This is a genomic window from Rhodoferax sp. (assembly GCF_018780565.1).
GTDB lineage: Bacteria > Pseudomonadota > Gammaproteobacteria > Burkholderiales > Burkholderiaceae_C > Rhodoferax.
Genome location: NZ_JADMJN010000008.1, coordinates 80,326 through 97,579 on the forward strand (window position 1 = coordinate 80,326; position 17,254 = coordinate 97,579).

General features: G+C 55.4%; 15 protein-coding genes. All 15 read left to right on the forward strand.

The genetic code is table 11. The features are described 5' to 3' along the window. The first annotated feature begins 110 nt into the window (after window positions 1-110). Window positions 111-1,247, forward strand: a complete 1,137-nt coding sequence (gene neuC / locus IV109_RS12145) for a UDP-N-acetylglucosamine 2-epimerase (RefSeq protein ID WP_296696742.1) — start codon at window positions 111-113, stop codon at window positions 1,245-1,247. A 43-nt stretch (window positions 1,248-1,290) separates the two neighbouring features. After that, window positions 1,291-2,757 (forward strand): hypothetical protein, encoded by a 1,467-nt coding sequence (locus tag IV109_RS12150; protein ID WP_296696744.1) that lies wholly within the window; start codon window positions 1,291-1,293, stop codon window positions 2,755-2,757. A gap of 22 nt (window positions 2,758-2,779) precedes the next feature. Next, window positions 2,780-3,550, forward strand: coding sequence for a glucose-1-phosphate cytidylyltransferase (gene rfbF, locus IV109_RS12155; protein WP_296696747.1), 771 nt, complete (start codon window positions 2,780-2,782; stop codon window positions 3,548-3,550). Window positions 3,551-3,574: 24 nt separating this feature from the next. Beyond that, entirely contained in the window at window positions 3,575-4,066 is a 492-nt protein-coding gene (locus IV109_RS12160) for an acyltransferase (RefSeq protein ID WP_296696750.1), read from the forward strand. Continuing rightward, the gene (locus IV109_RS12165; protein ID WP_296696752.1) at window positions 4,063-4,896 is read left to right on the forward strand and encodes an NAD(P)-dependent oxidoreductase; all 834 of its coding nucleotides are present in this window, start codon (window positions 4,063-4,065) and stop codon (window positions 4,894-4,896) included. Before IV109_RS12160 ends, IV109_RS12165 begins: the two co-directional genes overlap by 4 nt. 41 nt (window positions 4,897-4,937) lie before the next feature. Beyond that, entirely contained in the window at window positions 4,938-5,726 is a 789-nt protein-coding gene (locus tag IV109_RS12170; RefSeq protein ID WP_296697150.1) for a cephalosporin hydroxylase family protein, read from the forward strand. A gap of 91 nt (window positions 5,727-5,817) precedes the next feature. Continuing rightward, window positions 5,818-6,696: a glycosyltransferase family A protein gene (locus tag IV109_RS12175; protein ID WP_296696754.1), complete on the forward strand. Its 879-nt coding sequence runs from the start codon at window positions 5,818-5,820 to the stop codon at window positions 6,694-6,696. Window positions 6,697-6,917: 221 nt separating this feature from the next. Continuing rightward, on the forward strand, window positions 6,918-8,276 hold the full coding sequence (locus IV109_RS12180; protein ID WP_296696755.1) for a hypothetical protein: 1,359 nt from the start codon (window positions 6,918-6,920) through the stop codon (window positions 8,274-8,276). A 244-nt stretch (window positions 8,277-8,520) separates the two neighbouring features. Next, entirely contained in the window at window positions 8,521-10,296 is a 1,776-nt protein-coding gene (locus IV109_RS12185) for an ABC transporter ATP-binding protein (RefSeq protein WP_296696757.1), read from the forward strand. Window positions 10,297-10,418: 122 nt separating this feature from the next. Further along, a complete protein-coding gene (locus IV109_RS12190; RefSeq protein ID WP_296696758.1) occupies window positions 10,419-11,555 on the forward strand; it encodes a glycosyltransferase in 1,137 nt (378 codons plus the stop codon). A gap of 97 nt (window positions 11,556-11,652) precedes the next feature. Further along, a complete protein-coding gene (gene rfbG / locus IV109_RS12195) occupies window positions 11,653-12,729 on the forward strand; it encodes a CDP-glucose 4,6-dehydratase (RefSeq protein WP_296696760.1) in 1,077 nt (358 codons plus the stop codon). Between the two features lies 1 nt (window position 12,730). Further along, window positions 12,731-13,282, forward strand: coding sequence for a dTDP-4-dehydrorhamnose 3,5-epimerase (gene rfbC, locus IV109_RS12200; protein WP_296696761.1), 552 nt, complete (start codon window positions 12,731-12,733; stop codon window positions 13,280-13,282). Continuing rightward, window positions 13,279-14,502 carry a class I SAM-dependent methyltransferase gene (locus IV109_RS12205; protein WP_296696763.1) on the forward strand — a complete coding sequence of 408 codons (1,224 nt, stop codon included), beginning with the start codon at window positions 13,279-13,281 and terminating at the stop codon, window positions 14,500-14,502. Before rfbC ends, IV109_RS12205 begins: the two co-directional genes overlap by 4 nt. Beyond that, entirely contained in the window at window positions 14,502-15,413 is a 912-nt protein-coding gene (locus IV109_RS12210) for an NAD(P)-dependent oxidoreductase (protein WP_296696767.1), read from the forward strand. Before IV109_RS12205 ends, IV109_RS12210 begins: the two co-directional genes overlap by 1 nt. 18 nt (window positions 15,414-15,431) lie before the next feature. Beyond that, entirely contained in the window at window positions 15,432-16,925 is a 1,494-nt protein-coding gene (locus IV109_RS12215; RefSeq protein WP_296696769.1) for an oligosaccharide flippase family protein, read from the forward strand. Window positions 16,926-17,254: the final 329 nt, after the last annotated feature.

Consider the following 17,254-nt stretch of genomic DNA (forward strand, 5'->3'; position numbering starts at 1 on the left):
TTGACGCATGTATTGCGGTTTGGCAGTTGACAATTGCAATACCGAAAGATGCTTGTCTCTTCATATGGGTATGACGACTTTCAGCGAAAAGATACAAGAACGAGATATTAATGAAGAAAATTTGCGTAGTCGTCGCCAGCAGAGCTAATTACGGACGAGTCAAGTACCTGATGAAGGCGATCCAGGCGCATCCCCATCTAGAACTTCAGCTGATTGTCGGCGCATCGACTCTACTTGAGCGCTTTGGGAAAGCGATCAACATCATCAAAAAAGATGGGTTTACCCCCGTGCGGTCGATTCACTATGTCATTGAGGGCGAAACCCTTGTGACACAAGCCAAATCCACCGGACTCGGTATTGTGGAGCTATCCAGCGCTTTCGAGGATCTTGCACCCGACATGGTCGTTACGGTGGCTGACCGGTTTGAAACCATGGCAACTGCAATTGCTGCCACCTATCTGAATATTCCCTTAATTCACCTTCAAGGCGGCGAAGTGAGTGGAAACATCGATGACCGCGTGCGTCATGCAATTACAAAACTAGCGGATATTCACTTTGTCGCTTCGGACGATTCAATGAAGCGAGTTATCGAGATGGGGGAGGACTCCGCCTACGTTTTCAATTATGGCTGTCCCGCGATGGATGTACTGGTCAATGAAGACCTATCCATAAGTAACGACGCAATGAGCCAATATCTTGGTGTGGGCAAACCGCTGGATTGGTCCAAGCCCTACATACTGATGGTTCAGCACCCGGTCACCACAAGTTATGGACATGGTTTTGAGCAGGTTAGTGAAACTCTCGAAGCTTTAAAGGGCATTGAAAACATGCAGAAGGTCGTCATGTGGCCCAACGTGGATGCCGGCAGTGATGACGTTTCAAAAGGCATTCGGCATTTTCGGGAATTGAATATGCAGGAACCGATTTACTATTACAAGAACTTTTCACCTGAAGACTACGCCCGCGTGATCAACAACGCAGTCTGTTGCGTTGGAAATTCATCTTCCTTTATCCGTGAAGGGTCGTTCTTGGGCGTCCCGGTGGTGATTATTGGCGATCGTCAGCAGGGTAGGGAGCACGGAAGCAACGCCGTGTTCGCAAACTACAAGGCTCAAGACATCGCGGCAAAGCTGCGCCAACAAATTGCTCATGGACGGTACGTACCAGACCACCGCTATGGAAAGGGTGACGCGGGAGTTCGTATTGCACAGGAACTGGCTACAACCGGCTTTAGGCACGGCGCATGAGTGACCACTTTCAGTCGGCTTTTGAAAAAGTGCTCGCGCGTTCATGAAAATCGCATTTGTTGGAAATCAGGGCGGCAAGGGTGTTCTCGACTTTTATGCCGCCATGGCAAGCGGCCTTCGTGAAGGTCGATATGAGGCGCAATGCTTGCTTCTCCCTTGGCTTGACTCGGAGCGCAATGATCTTTTGACTCAAGGCTGGCCGGGATCAGATGTAATGACTTTTGAAAACTGGGTGCGCGGCTGCGCATGGGGACCCGACGAGGTCAGCCGCTTGCGCGATGAGTATGCCGATGTCAATTGGTCTGCGGTAATTGCAAGTGAGCGGGCATTTACCGACTACTCCTTGCTACTGGGCGGCGCTGGGCAGCGCCGGGAATCGTCACACTACGTGATGCAGCTGCTGGTGAGCATCGTGACATTTCTGGAGCATGTCTTCAAGGTCCACGGCGCAAAGGCAGTGGTGTGTCAGACGGCAGACACGCTTTTCTCCCATGTTGTATTCAAAGTAGCCAAACACCTTGGTGTAAGGGTGTTTGCCATTACGCCTGCATGGCTTCTTGAGAAAGGGGCTCAAGGCGGATACTTCTCCAACAATGAGTTCATGGAATCCGAAAGGATGATTGAAGAATACCGTTTGGCGGGAGAGAGGGAACTGTCGGCAGCAGAAGTTTTGCGCGTCAATGCTTTCGTTGATTCACTGAAGACGTTCCAGAACAAGACGCCCTTCATAGAAAAAAACAGGGAACGCAATGCCGGATTTACCGCACTTTCCCCGAATGTTCGGCGTTTGTTCCGGTATCTGGTAACGAACTCACAACGGAACCCAAACGTTGAATACGTGAAGGTTTCACCCACGCGTAAGGTGAAAGCGAATTTGCTTCGTGTTTGGAGAAAATTTCTCGGCCGCAATATGTTCGGACCAACCGATTGCAGCAACATACCTGCAAAAAGCGTTTTTTACGCCTTTCAGTATCAGCCAGAGCAATCCACCTTAAGTCAGGGAATTTTTTATACCAACCAAATTGCGCTGGTGGAAAATATCTCCAAATCGCTCCCTCTGGGCTACACGCTGATCGTAAAAGAGCACCCCTGGGGCAGGGGTTCGCGACCAGTTTGGCAATATCGGCATCTGGCAGAGCTGTACAACGTCCGGTTCTGCGATGCGCCTTCAAAAGAAATCATAAGCCGGGTTGATGCCGTGATTGCCATCAGCGGGACGGTCGGCTTTGAGGCGCTGGTACTTGAAAAGCCGACGATCGTACTTGGGCGAACGTTCTTTACACACTGCGATCTTTTCTACAGGGCCACCGCTGTGCAGGAGTTACCACGCATCATGAGAGAGATACTGGTGGACGGTGCCTTCGACAGAATTCCAGAGCGGCAGGCGCACCTGAATCGATTTCTATTGTCTTACCTGAACTCGCTGATCCCATACTTTCCAATGATTGAAAATGGTGGGCATTATGGCGTTGCCCTGGCAGATCAACTCGGCATTGCGAGCAACAGATAAAATTTATCAAGAGGACAAATAGATGAAAGCAGTCATTCTGGCCGGTGGACTGGGTACCCGACTCAGCGAAGAAACCGTACTCAAGCCGAAGCCAATGGTTGAAATCGGCGGCATGCCTATCCTGTGGCACATCATGAAGACCTATTCAAGCCATGGCGTCAACGACTTCGTTGTTTGCCTCGGCTACAAGGGTTACCTGATCAAGGAGTATTTTGCGAACTACTTCCTGCACATGTCAGACGTGACCTTTGACATGGCCAACAACAAGATGGAGGTGCACCAGGCCAGCGCGGAGCCATGGAAGGTGACCTTGGTTGATACCGGGCAAGACACCATGACCGGCGGGCGCATGAAGCGGGTTGCGGCTTACCTCGGTGACGAAGACTTCTGCTTTACCTACGGTGATGGTGTTGCCGATGTGGACATTGGCAAGCTGATCCAGTTCCACAAGTCGCAGGGCACGCTGGCCACAGTGACATCCGTGCAGCCCCCTGGCCGGTTCGGTGCGCTTGATATCGAGAACGGACGAATCACCGGCTTCCAGGAAAAGCCGCAAGGCGATGGCGCCTCCATCAACGGCGGCTATTTTGTGCTTTCACCCAAGGTGATTGATTACATTGCCGACAGCACCACCACCTGGGAGCGCGAGCCGCTTGAGCGGCTTGCGAGGGAGGGCCAGCTGTCTGCCTACAAGCACGAGGGTTTTTGGCAACCCATGGACACGCTGCGCGACAAGGTTCATCTTGAAGAGCTTTGGAGCAGCGGCTCGGCCCCGTGGAAAATCTGGAAATAGGCTGTAGCTGGCCCAGGATGTTTCATGACAATTCTGATTGACCCGACCGCCAGCGTATCGCCGTTTGCAGATATTGAAGACTCTGTCCGGGGAACGCTAATAACCGTGGGCGCGCATTCGATCTTGGACAGCTTTGTGAAGATCAAGCCGGCCGGGGGCACCGGCAACATAGCCATTGGGCGCAATTCGGTCATTAACTCAGGGTGCGTTTTCTACAGTGGCAATGGTGTCAGCATCGGTGATTCCGTGGCGATCGCCGCCAATTGTGTGTTTGCCCCGGTCAATCACGAGTTTGGCAAGCGCGAACTCCTTATTCGTGACCAGGGTTTCCGTGCCAGCAGGGGTGGCATCATCGTTGAAGACGATGTGTGGATTGGCGCTGGCTGCGTGTTGCTGGACGGCGCTATCTTGCGCAGAGGGTGTGTCATCGGTGCCATGAGCTTGGTGCGCGGTGAGGTGGCCGCTTACAGCATTCAGGCGGGTAATCCCTTAAAACTCATCGGATGGCGGGAGTGAAGTTCACAGTACTTGGCGGCGGCGGCTTTGTCGGCACTCATCTCGTAAGGTATTTGCGCGATCAAGGCCATACCGTCGATGTGCCGGCCAGAAGCTTGGACGGAATTTTTGACACAGACTTGGGCCATGTCATTTACGCCATAGGTTTGACGGGGGATTTTCGCAAGCGCCCTTTCGACACCGTTGAAGCGCACGTCTGCTTGCTGGCCAAAATGCTGCAGAAATGCCGCTTTGAGTCTTGGCTTTACCTCTCCAGCACTCGTGTGTATGCCAGTCTTGACCGCGATAAACCTGCTCACGAAAACTCAGCCATTGTCGTGGCGCCTGGATCGGATAGCCTTTACAACCTGAGCAAACTCATGGGCGAGTCTTTGTGTCTGGCGTATCCTGATCGTGCCGTGCGCGTAGCGAGGCTGTCGAATGTTTACGGTGCCGGTATCAGCGCGGACGCTTTTTTGGGTTCCGTGATGAGCGATTTGCGTCTGCATTCCCGGGTGACTGTGAATGAATCGCCGGATTCGGGCAAGGACTATGTGGCAATAAACGAGGTCACGCCCCTGCTTGAGGCAATTAGCCTTCACGGGCTAGAGCGCCTTTATAATGTTGCCAGCGGACGCATAGTCACTCATAGAGAGTTGTTCGAGAAAATCTGCGAAGTGACGGGGTTTTCTGTGGATTACTCGGATGGCGGTTTGACGCGAACATTCCCTGTGGTGGATATTTCCCGGGCTCAATCAGAGTTCGGGTTTCAACCAAATAATTTACTCGATACTCTCGACGGATTCCTCATTGCGTGCGGTCTCCGTGACAACGCTGGAGATGATTTGTGAGCATCAAGAAGTCTGTTGACCCCATTGCTGAGTTTGAGGCGATGAAGCTCTCAAATATCGCCTCGTATGCGCAGGACAGGGACTGGCATAGTCTCTCAAAGGAGTTCCATACCAAGTCCTTCTTGCAGTATTACATGTACAACTTCTCGATCCTTGGCCGTCCGATTATTCAGATGCCCATGGACATCATCGCGACGCAGGAATTGATCTGGAAGGTCAAGCCGGACCTCATCATCGAGACCGGAATCGCTCACGGCGGATCACTCGTCATGAGTGCCTCGATGCTTGCGCAGATTGACTACTGTGAAGCCGTTGAGGCAGGTACCACCTTGGACCCCCGGGCATCGCGGCGCCGAGTCTTGGGTATAGACATCGACATACGCGCTCACAACCGCGCCCTTATCGAAGCCCATCCGATGTCCCACCTCATTGAAATGATCGAAGGCCCCTCCACCTCGGCTGAAGTCGTCGCGCAGGTGCAGGAATTTGCCAAGGAGTACAAAAGAGTCATGATTTGCTTGGATTCCAACCATGCGCATGACCATGTGCTGGCGGAACTTGAGGCATATGCTCCGTTGACGAGCGTTGGGAGCTATTGCTGTGTTTTCGACACCGTGGTTGAAGACCTCCCGCCTGAGATCAGCGCTGGCAAGCCCTGGGCCAAAGGCAACAGCCCCAAAACCGCAGTATGGGAATACATGCGCCGCTTGAAAGACGGCAGCAGCAAGGGCTTGCACAGCGAGGTGATGGTCTTCGCTGTTGACAAGGAGATTGAGAACAAGTTGATCATGACCAATGCGCCCGATGGTTATCTGCAGCGCGTTGCTTGATGCTGTTCCCGGGCGTAGCGCTTGAGCAGGCGTCCGCGCTCGCAAACTCGCTTGGATTGTGACGTGTGGCCTGAACGAATTGGATCGGTGCATGGATAGCGTGCTGCCACCGCAAGACCCCGGGAACGCATCGAAGGTCCCTCGGGTGAGCATCGGGATGCCGGTTTATAACGGAGCTGCGTTTGTTCGCGAAGCGTTGCGAACGCTTCTGAGCCAGACGGAGGCGGATTTCGAGCTAATCGTCTCCGACAATGGCTCGTCTGACGGGTCCACGGAAATACTGCTGGCCGCCGCGGCGGGCGATAGCCGGGTGCGCTACTTCCGGCATGACAAGAGTCTGCGTGCATACGACAATTTCCACTACGTGCTTGCCCAAGCGAGAGGTGAGTATTTCATGTGGGCGGCCTGCGACGATAACTGGGATGCCAACTTCATCGAAAAACTCGCCCAGGCGCTGGAGCTGCAGCCGGAGGCCATCATGGCCTTTGGAAACGTCAACACAGTTACCCCGACAGACAAGATAGGGGCGGTCGTGCCCTTTGATTTCCAGACAGCTGGCCTGAAAACCATGGCTAGGCTGTGCAAACTGGCTCCCTTGCAGTGTTATTACTTCTACGGTCTGTGGCGAACGCTTGCGATCAAGCGGGCGCCCTATTCGTATTGTGCCTGGTGGCCGGACCTACCCCTCATGCTGGCCGCGTCAATGCTGGGTCCATTCATTCATGTTCCCGGCGTGCGGTTTTACTATTACGAGGTTCCGAAAAGCAATCTCAGGCGCGTCAAGGAGCAAGATTATGTTGACCGGTTTAACCTTCTGCTGGGAGTAGGGGGCCTGATTGCTGCGGTATACCGGGCCTGTGCCGCTGTCGGTGGACCCTTCATGGGGGTCTATGCAGCGGCGCTTGTCATTTGGAAGCAAATCCGGACAGTTCCCGGATACCTTTACCGTCGGTTGACGGGCCACCGTTGATCCGCCGACTTGGTCGGGTACAAGGGACAGGCTGGGGACTTGGCGCCCATTCAGGATCCGATGGCCTATAAGGGGCCGGGTTGGCCAGCTTTCGGGTGGCACCAAAGACGGGGACAATCCGGGCAATACACGTGGCGGCGTATTGCTGGCGCCTGTGTCAATCTCTGCAATCACAAGAATTTTCGAGCTTCAAAATCCGGATGAAAATCGACCATCACGCTATGCCAGCCAACCTGCCCAGTCCTTGGTGTGAGCGGACAACGTGGTTGCTGTTCCTCGTGGCGTTTTTCGGCACATGCGCCGTAGCGCTGGTGGTGCAACTTGTGTTGTTGCCCAGCTATCTGCCGCACTTGCACGCCGGCCACGGCATGCTGGTCGGCAGCGATTCTGAAGGCATGCATACCACGGCGGTGGCGCTGGCTGAGCGCATACGCGAAGAAGGCTGGTCGGCGTGGGAGCTCAGGCCGGCGGGCAACGCACCAACCGGCATCGCTGCTGCCATTTACGTCTACCTCACGCCTGAGCCTTATGTGCTTGTCCCGCTGAATGCGCTGGTGCATGCAGGCGGTGGGCTGGCTATTTACCTGATGGCCAGCTACATTTTCCGGCACAGGGTGGCCGCCGTGGCGGCAGCCATTCCATTTTTGGTGTTTCCGTCGGCTGCCAGTTGGTACGCTCAAATCCATAAGGATGGCATTTTCGCCTTGGGCATGCTCTCGTGCGCGGTCGGCTGGACGCAGGCTTTTCGCAGGGACTTTTGGATGGCTCCCGTCTTGCGTCTTACCTCTTTGCTGGGACCCATCGTACTGGGGCTTTTTCTGGTGTGGGTGGTGCGACCGCACATCATGATCCTGATGCAGCCGGTGGGCATTGTGATCACGCTGTTTGGTCTGGGCCTGGTGGCGGTGTGGTGGCGCGGTGGCGCCCTTGGCGGGGCACGCGCGTTGATGGCCGTTTTTGTGTTTGCCGTCATTCCGGTCTTGATGGTGGTGGTAAAACCATCAGATTACCGGGTAGAAAGCTGGCGTGGAAGCGTTGTTGAGCGTGAATCTGTCATGCACTACATGCCGGGTGCATGTTTGATTGAGCGGGGTGCCAGCGCGGGGCTCGACAAGCTGCCCAGTACCGTTGCGGCGATGCGGGACTTTTTCATATCGGGCTACCGCAATGCAAAAAGCAACATGGACCCTGATTTTGTGCCCGGTACGGTCTGCAATCTGCTGGCTTACGTGCCGCGCGCGTTGCAAATCGGGTTTTTAGCCCCTTTCCCCAATGCGTGGCTTGCAGAGGGCAGCCTCGCCGCCAGTACCATGATGCGACGGGTGGTCAGTGTTGAAATGATCGCGGCTTACCTGGCGCTGCTTTTGTTGCCAATCGCGCTTGGGGACTACCGCCGCAAGCCGGAGTTCTGGTTCATCCTGGGATTTTTTGCCTTATTGATGCTCATTCATGTTTATCTGGTGCCGAATCTGGGCACCTTGCATCGAATGCGGTATGGATTTCTGACCGGCGTGGTTGGCCTTGCCATTGGGGGGGGCGTGCACCGCATGTTTTCGCACAAGGTCGCCAGGTCGGTGTGATTGCCTTGCGCATACCCATCGCGGCTACAATTCCCAGTCGCTGCCGCAATGGCATAACTTCTACAGCCTGCCACTTGTGGCGCTTGCCGTCTGGCTTTACGCAGTCAAAATTCTTGAAAATTTTCCTGATCCCTGTTCCGTTAACTGTACTGGAGTGCGCCTGTCCGGTGCTTCCTGTATTGTTGGTGCCGCCTAACCTAAATGCGCTCGTGCGCTGCGGTACAGTTCCTGGCAAGGCTGAGTGATGATTGATGTCTTGGCCTTTCGTCGTCTGTTTGCAGACATCTGGTCGGTGGTCGGAACCCGCTACGCGTTTTACCTGTGCTTGCTGGCGCTGACGGGCCTGCTTGAAGGCCTGACCCTCGCGAGTGTGGTTCCGCTGCTTGCTGCGATCGGTATTGGCGAAGGTGGGAGCGGTGCAGGTGGTGTCGTAAGCCGAACGGTGCTTGAGTTGTTAGGCTGGCTGGGCCTTGGGGTATCGGTGCCCGCGATTTCCGCGTTGATACTTGCATCTCTCTTCTTCAGCACAGTTGTTTTCCTGGCTCAAGCCTATATGGGCATCTCGCTGCAAACGAGCTACGTGAGCCGCTGGCAGAAGCGCCTGCTCAGTGGCATCTTTGCGGCAAAATGGGGGCTGTTTCTGAAGACCAGAAACGGTGACCTGATTAACTCCGTGGTTACTGAAACGCAAAGACTAGGCGGCGCGTTTTACCAGACTGGCTTGCTCCTTACCGGCTTGCTGCACAGTATGATTTACATGGCGCTGGCCGCCATGCTGTCCGGCTTGACAACGCTGGGTGTTATTGCGGGCGGTGCATTTCTTTTTCTTATTACACGGCCCTTGATCCAGCGTGCGTACCGTATCGGAGCGGGCATCAGCCATGAAAATGCCGAGCTGCAAGTCAGAACGGGGGAATTCGTGGGCAGTGCCAAGCTGCTCAAGGCAACGGCTACCGAAAGTGAAGCTTTGCGGGTTTTAAGCGGGATCATACAAAGATTGCGTAAACACACCCTGGCCAACGGGTTTGATGCACAGATAGTTAAGGGGATTTTCGATTTTGGTGCTGCGACCATGGTCGCCAGCATTCTGGTTATCAGTCGCAGTGTTCTTAATATCGATGCTGCTGTGATCCTGGTCATCCTGGCGATTTTCGTTCGACTGATACCCAAGCTGACGGGATTGCAGCAAAGCCTTCAGTCTCTCACTAGCAGCTTGCCGGCCGTTGCTAACCTGAATGAGATGGCGCACACCATAGAGGCCGAAGCCGAACTTACCAAATTGGGACCGTTGCCTGAGGTGCTGTCCGCAGGCCCTATCGCGCTGTCACTGCATAACGTCGCTGTGAACTATGGGGACGTCGAGGTCATATCGGAACTGTCTCTCTCGATTCCGCCGGGAGCTTGTGTGGCATTTGTGGGGCGTTCGGGCGCAGGCAAGTCAACCCTTGTCGACGCGATGCTTGGCTTGGTGCCGATATCGGCCGGATCGATCGATGTGAACGGGATCGATCTCAATGAGTTGCCGCTGCATGGGCTGCGCCGGCGAATTGGTTATATGGCTCAAGAGACCATGCTGTACAACACCACCATTCGGGGCAATATCCTTTGGAGTCAGCCGCAGCACTCAGACTCGGCCGTGATGGCCGCGGCTACGTTGGCCGCTGCAAATGCGTTTATTTCCCAATCGCCGCAGGGGCTCGACACGATGGTCGGTGATCGCGGCGGCCGGCTGTCGGGCGGCGAGCGGCAACGTTTGGGTTTGGCCAGGGCCCTGCTCGGTAATCCCGGCCTGTTGGTGCTTGACGAGGCGGCCAGCGCCTTGGACGCAGAAACGGATGCCGCAGTCACGCAGGCACTAGAATTGCTGAAGGGCAAAGTCACCATGGTTGTGATCTCTCACCGCTTGTCTTCGGTTCGAATGGCAGATTACATCTATGTTCTGGACAAGGGGAAAATCGTCGAGTCGGGCACTTGGTCAGAACTTGAAGGCAGCGAAGGGCAGTTTGGCCGCTTGCTATAGACGGGAAGGCTTTTCATGACCTGTGTTGCGGTGTCTGATAGACCACCATATTCAAAGCAGGTTTTTATTCCCGTAAATATCGGCAAACAGGCAATAGTCTGCGGTCGCTTGACGTTAACAAATTGAAAATACTTCACATCATTACCTCTCTCGATCAAGGCGGTGCGGAAGCGGTGCTTTGCCGCTTGGTCGCCTCCAGGCAAGAGGGCGTGGAGTATTCGGTCATCTCGCTCAAGGGTGATGGTTTTTATGGAGAGGTTCTTCGGGCCAATGGTCTGGACCCTTACTCCTTCCAGTTCAAGCGGTTTTTTCAACTGACGAGCCTTTTTGAGTTTTTTCGCCTGGTTCGTCTCATTGCCAAGCTGTCGCCGGATGTGGTTCAAACCTGGCTGTACCATGCGGATTTGATAGGCGGCGTGGCTGCAAGATTGGCGGGATGCCCCCGGGTCGTATGGGGCATTAGGACATCCAGATTGAGTCCTTCTTTGAATAGCCGTTTTACCCGAATGGTCGCTTGGCTTTGTTCCCGGCTGTCGCCAATCGTTCCTGTTGCCATTGCCACGTGCTCAATCGAAGCCGCAAAAGAGCACAAACGAATGGGCTACGATCCAGCCAAATTCCATGTGATTCCCAACGGATTTGATCTGGTGGCCTATGCACCCGATACGACGGTGCGCCAGCAACTGCGCCAGGAATGGGGCGTGGCGAAGGAGGAGGTATTGTTCGGTTGTGTCGCACGCTGGGACCCTTACAAGGATCACCCCAGCCTGTTGCTGGCTCTCTCACTGGCAGCAGCCAGCGGAACAGCCGTTCGGTGTGTACTTGTAGGTGGGGGTCTGACGGTGAGCAATTCGGCTTTGGCCGAGCTGCTATCTAAGTACAATCTGACCGATTCGGTAGTTCTTGCAGGCTCGCGCAGCGACATACCGTCGGTCATGAATGCGCTTGATTTTCACATCTTGTCAAGTGCAAGCGAAGCGTTTCCAAATGTAGTGGCAGAAGCGATGGCGTGTGGAACTCCTTGTATCGTGACCGACGTTGGAGATGCTGCGATGATTGTGGGAGCCACGGGCTGGATCGTGCCGCCAAAGAATCCTGGTTTGCTGGCTCGAGCCATCGAAGATGCGATGGGCGGTTTTGGCGGCAAGAATGATGCAAAACGGCGCATAGAGGCCCGAAAGCGGATCGTGGATGACTTCAGTCTGCAGCGAATGACGCAAGCTTATGTTCGCCTTTGGCAATCAGTAGCTTCGAAGTGATTTAAGAGAAGGCGAGCAAGCAAGTGCGAGTGCATCCCAAAAATTTGAAGTGGTGGTTTCCCACCCCGTTTCGTCATACTCACTGGAGTGTTGGGGCATGACGGCCTTCGGTGGAGCTTTCAAGGGACGCAGGGTATTGCTGACCGGCCACACCGGGTTCAAGGGCAGCTGGCTGGCGCTATGGCTACAGGAGCTCGGCGCCGAGGTTGTCGGGCTGGCTTTGCCGCCCGACACCCAGCCCGGCCACTGGAATTTGCTCAAGCTGGGCATGGAAGAACATCAAGTCGATATCCGCGACTACGCGGCTGTTCAGAAAGTGGTCGCGCAAGTTGAGCCCGCGATTGTTTTTCACTTGGCCGCGCAGGCCTTGGTGCGCCGTTCCTATGTTGACCCGCTGACAACCTGGGCAACCAACGTGCAAGGTACAGCCCATGTGCTTGAGGCATGCCGCCACACAGCGAGCGTCAGGGCCATCGTTGCCGTGACGACCGACAAGTGCTACGAGAACCAGGAATGGCTCTGGGGCTATCGGGAAAACGACCGCCTCGGCGGCCACGACCCCTACTCGGCATCCAAAGCCGGCGCCGAACTGGTCGCTGCCAGCTACCGAAAATCCTATTTTGGCAGCGAAAACTCGACGCTCCTGGCGACCGCGCGTGCAGGAAATGTCATCGGTGGCGGGGACTGGTCGGAGGATCGCCTCATACCGGACCTGGTGCGTGCCAGCGCGCGTGGTGAATCCGTCGAAATCCGCTCGCCACAAGCCACCCGGCCCTGGCAGCATGTTCTCGAATCCCTGTCTGGCTACCTGTTGCTTGGCCAGCGCCTGTTGGAGCGGCAGCCTGGCTTCGCCGAAGCATGGAATTTTGGCCCCGACGAATCGGGCAACCAGCCGGTTTCGGCTGTCCTTTCCCGGTTGACTCAAAGCTGGGGTGAACTGCGCTGGCATGTCACCGGTGCTCCCCAGCCGCACGAAGCCAGTCTGCTCCAGCTGGACAGCACCAAGGCGCGTACCTTGCTGCAATGGCTGCCTGTCTGGGGGCTCGATGAAGGCCTCAGGCAGACGGCCAACTGGTACCGCGCCTATGGCGAAAAAGGAGAGGCGATCAGCCGACAGCAGTTGGCTGACTATGTTTTGGCGGCCAAGGCAAAGAATATCGGCTGGGCGGTCTAGCGTGAAACTCCTCCCAACCATCCTTGCAGGCGTTTTCGTTGCGGAAACCCAGGCTTTCCAAGACAGCCGCGGCGCATTTTCGCGGCTTTTCTGTGAGCGCGAGTTGGCCGAGGCCGTTGCTGGCCGGCAGATCGAGCAGATCAACCACTCCCGCACGGCCACGGTAGGTGCGGTGAGGGGGCTGCATTTCCAGCGTCCACCCCATGCTGAGATGAAAATGGTGCGTTGCCTGAGAGGTCGTGTCTGGGATGTTGCCGTGGACCTGCGTAAGGGGTCACCAACATTTCTGCAATGGCATGCTCAGGAGCTGTCAACCGCCAACGCCTTGATGCTCGTTATTCCTGAAGGTTGCGCGCACGGCTTCCAGGTGCTCGAGCCGGACTCTGAATTGCTGTACCTGCACACCGCCAGTTACACGCCCTCAGCCGAGGGCGGGCTGCGTTTTGATGACCCGGCGCTGAATATTCCATGGCCACTGCCGGTGGCTGACCTGTCCGAACGCGATCAAGAGCATCCGCTCATCAATCAAAACTTTCAGAGTATTACCGTATGAATTGCCGTCACTGCAACACCCCCCTCGAACATGTATTCTTGGACCTCGGTTTCGCCCCGCCTTCCAACGCTTACCTGAGCGCAGCCGATCTCCGAGCGCCCGAGCAGTACTTTCCGCTGAAGCTGTTTGTGTGCGACCAGTGCTGGCTCGTCCAGACCGAAGACTACTCGCGCTCGGACGAGCTCTTCACGAAGGATTACGCCTACTTTTCGTCGGTATCGACCACATGGCTCGCGCATGCACGCTCCTACGTAGACATGATCACGACCCGCTTGGGCCTGAACGCTTACAGTTTCGTCATCGAGGTGGCATCGAATGACGGCTACCTGCTCAAGAACTTTGTTGCCAGCGGCGTGTCGTGCCTGGGTGTTGAACCCACCGACAGCACGGCGGCTGTGGCGGAAGCAGCCGGCATCCCGGTGGCGCGCGAGTTTTTTGGCCAAGACTTTGCCGGCAAGCTCGTGAAGTCGGGCCGACAGGCCGACCTCATTATTGGCAACAATGTTTATGCGCATGTGCCCGACATCAATGATTTCACGGCCGGCATGAAGACCGCGCTGAAGCCGGGCGGTACCATCACGCTTGAGTTCCCGCACCTTATGAGCCTGATGCGCCTGAACCAGTTCGACACGGTTTACCACGAGCACTATTCCTACCTGTCGCTGCAGTCGGTTAAGGTGATCTTTGCGCGTGCCGGGTTGCGGGTTTGCGACGTTGAACAAATCCCGACGCACGGTGGCAGCCTTCGCGTCTATGGTTGCCATGCTGATGATGCGCGTGCTGACGGTGCAGCCGTGGCCCGCATACGTGCCGAGGAAATTGCCAGCGGCCTGCAGGACCTGGCGACTTACGAACGCTTCCAGCGCGAAGCGGACAAGGTCAAGAATCAGTTGCTGGCCTTCCTCATTGAGGCCAATCTGGCCGGCAAGACGGTGGCCGCCTACGGCGCCGCCGCCAAAGGCAATACCCTGATGAATTACGGGGGCGTCAAGCCTGATCTGGTGTCTTTCGTCTGTGACGCTGCCGCATCGAAGCAGGGCAAGTTCATGCCGGGCAGCCATATCCCGATTCTGGCTCCGAAAGAGTTGCGCGAGCGCAAGCCTGATTACGTCGTGATCCTGCCGTGGAACATCGCCGATGAAGTGGTCAAGTCCAACGAGTGCGTGCGGGAGTGGGGCGGCAAGTTTGTTGTTGCGGTCCCAGCGTTGCGGATATTTTGATGAAAGTTCTTGTTACAGGTGGCAGTGGCTTCATAGGGCAGTACTGCCTGAGTCAGCTGCATGCAAAAGGCCACGAGGTTCATGCCGTTTCGTCCGTGTCTCGCCCCAGCACGTCTGCGGTGCAATGGCATCATGCCAGCCTGCTTGATATCACTCAGACACGAGCCCTTATACGGACGATCAAACCCTCCCACTTACTCCATCTTGCGTGGTATACCAAACACGGTAAATATTGGACGTCGCCCGAAAATCTGAACTGGGTGCAAGGTAGTTTGGCTTTAATTCAGCAATTTACCGAATCAGGCGGAGAGCGTCTTGTGTCGGCGGGCACCTGCGCCGAATACGACTGGGGGCACGGGGTTTGCCTGGAAGGCCAGACGCCGCTTGTTCCGGCAACCCTTTACGGAACATACAAACACGCTCTGGAGTTGATGTTGCGCTCTTGGTGCCAGCAAACTGGCTTATCCAGCGCTTGGGGACGCGTCTTTTCCCTTTATGGTCCCGGAGAACATCCTCAGCGCCTTGTGGCTTCAGTCATCACGGCCCTGCTAAGAGGGGAGGTAGCCACCTGCGGCAATGCGAGTCTGATTCGCGATTATTCACATGCGGAGGATGTTGCCTCTGCGTTTGTTACGCTTCTCGACAGTAGGCTTAAGGGCGCAGTGAATATTGGATCTGGCGATGCGGTCACGCTGCGCGATATCGTTGAAAAGATTGCCGGCAAACTTGACGGCCGCGAGCTCATACAATTCCGGGCGCCTCTGTCTTCTCCGAATAGCGAGCCCGAGTTGCTTTTGCCAGATATCAAGCGACTTGTTTCGACCGGCTGGAAGAAAAAGTTCGATCTCGATAGGGGGCTGGACGATACCATCGACTGGTGGAAGAGTCAGACCCTTTCGCCGCGAGTGTAACGACGGCGCGGGCTGACTTTGACTAAACTCAAGTCCAACATCATCTTCAACTTTCTGGGCAGTGCTTGGCTCGGGATACTAACGCTTGCCGTTACTCCGATTCAGGTGCATTTCCTGGGCGTGGAGGCCTTCGGTTTTATCGGACTCATCACTATCTTACAGGTGCTGCTGGGTACTCTCGACCTCGGCATCTCGGCAACGGTTACGAAAGTTGTGTCATCCGATCACAGCGACGGGCGCAGTGCAAGTTCCGATGCCGTGAATACCGCCTCGAGCGTGTACTGGATCATCGCGCTGTTCATCGCCGTGCTGTTGTGGTGGAACTCAGCAAAGGTTGCAGCTTTCTGGCTGAGCCGCACGCGTCTCGACCCGGTGACAGTCACGCTGGGAATACAGATCATTGCCGTTTATCTGGGCCTGCGCTGGCCGGTCGCGTTTTATACCGGAGTCATCAGCGGCTTGCAGCGGATGGACGTCCTCAACGTGATCAAGGCGGGTGTGCATACGCTGCGTCTTGTCGGCGGGGTCGTTGTTCTCTTTTTCGTGCCCGACCTCATGGCATTTCTCGTATGGTTCGCGATCAGTTCGGCCGTGGAGTTGCTGGTATATGCGACCTTCACCTATCGCCTCCTCCCGACCTTGCGGCTGTGGCCTTATTTCTCGCTGGCCTCGTTCAAGGATATCTGGAAATATTCTGCTGCGATGAATCTCATCGCTCTCACAGCGCTGGTGCTAAGCCAGGCCGACCGTTTGGCCGTCACCAAATTTCTGAGCCTTGAGGCGTTGGGTTATTATTCCATTGCGTACAACGCCTCCATAGCGATCTCGTTGGTGCAAAGCGCCATCAATAGCGCATCTTTTCCAGCTTTCTCCCACTCCTTTAGCAGCGGTCAGCATGCGGACCTGCTTTCGCGTTACAACAAGGCCAGCCAATTGATGAGCCTTGTTGTTGCACTACCTTGCTTCGCATTGATTTTCTTTGGCCATGAAATCCTGCATTTATGGATTAATGCCCGGGTCGCTGACGAAGCCGCGATAGTGATGACCTGGCTGGCCGGGGGTTTCTTTCTTAACGCAATGGTCTCCAATGCGTATATGGCCGCCGTGGCCTGCGGTCAACCCAATCTGCCGCTTAAGGTCAATCTTCTCGCCTTGGTGCTGTACCTTCCGTTGCTCTATGGATTGGTTCTTGAGTACGGTATCGTTGGTGCAGCCGCAGCCTACGCAGGCCTGAATGTTTACTACCTGTTCACGCTGCTACCGCAGGTTCAGGCGGGGGTCATAAAGCAAGGAATGGGCATATGGCTACGTATAAACTTCCTGCCTTTCGTGCTTGCAGGGGTCGGAGTATTTGGAGCTGCAAAAGCCCTTGCGTTGCTTGCTCAGCAGGGTTGGCAAGTCATGGCTTTGCTGGCACTGGGCGCTGCGCTATATGTGGCGATAGCCTGGTTCTTTCTTTCCCAGGCCCTGCGGACTGACTTGAGCAGTACGGCTAAAAGGTTAATCCGCTAGTGAAATGGGGCGGCCTTCTGTTCAAAATTGGCTGCGCTTTGACGCCCATCTGATAACAGGCTGCTGCTGGTTTGCCACACCGGTCATGGCCAATTTCGGCAAATCATGATGAGGATACTGCTCGTTTTTCTCAAAAAATGCAAGGCAGGTGGATAATACAATCGTCAGTTAATTGCCGCCGCCACTTTGATAGCATTGAAGCCCGTGATAACGCTATGGGGAAAGGGCATTTTATTTTGTTGGGAATTATGATTGTTCCGGGAGCCGCAGTGGCCAAAGCTTATTCTTCATGCCACCGTGCAATTGATGCCTGCTGTGGAGACCAAAAA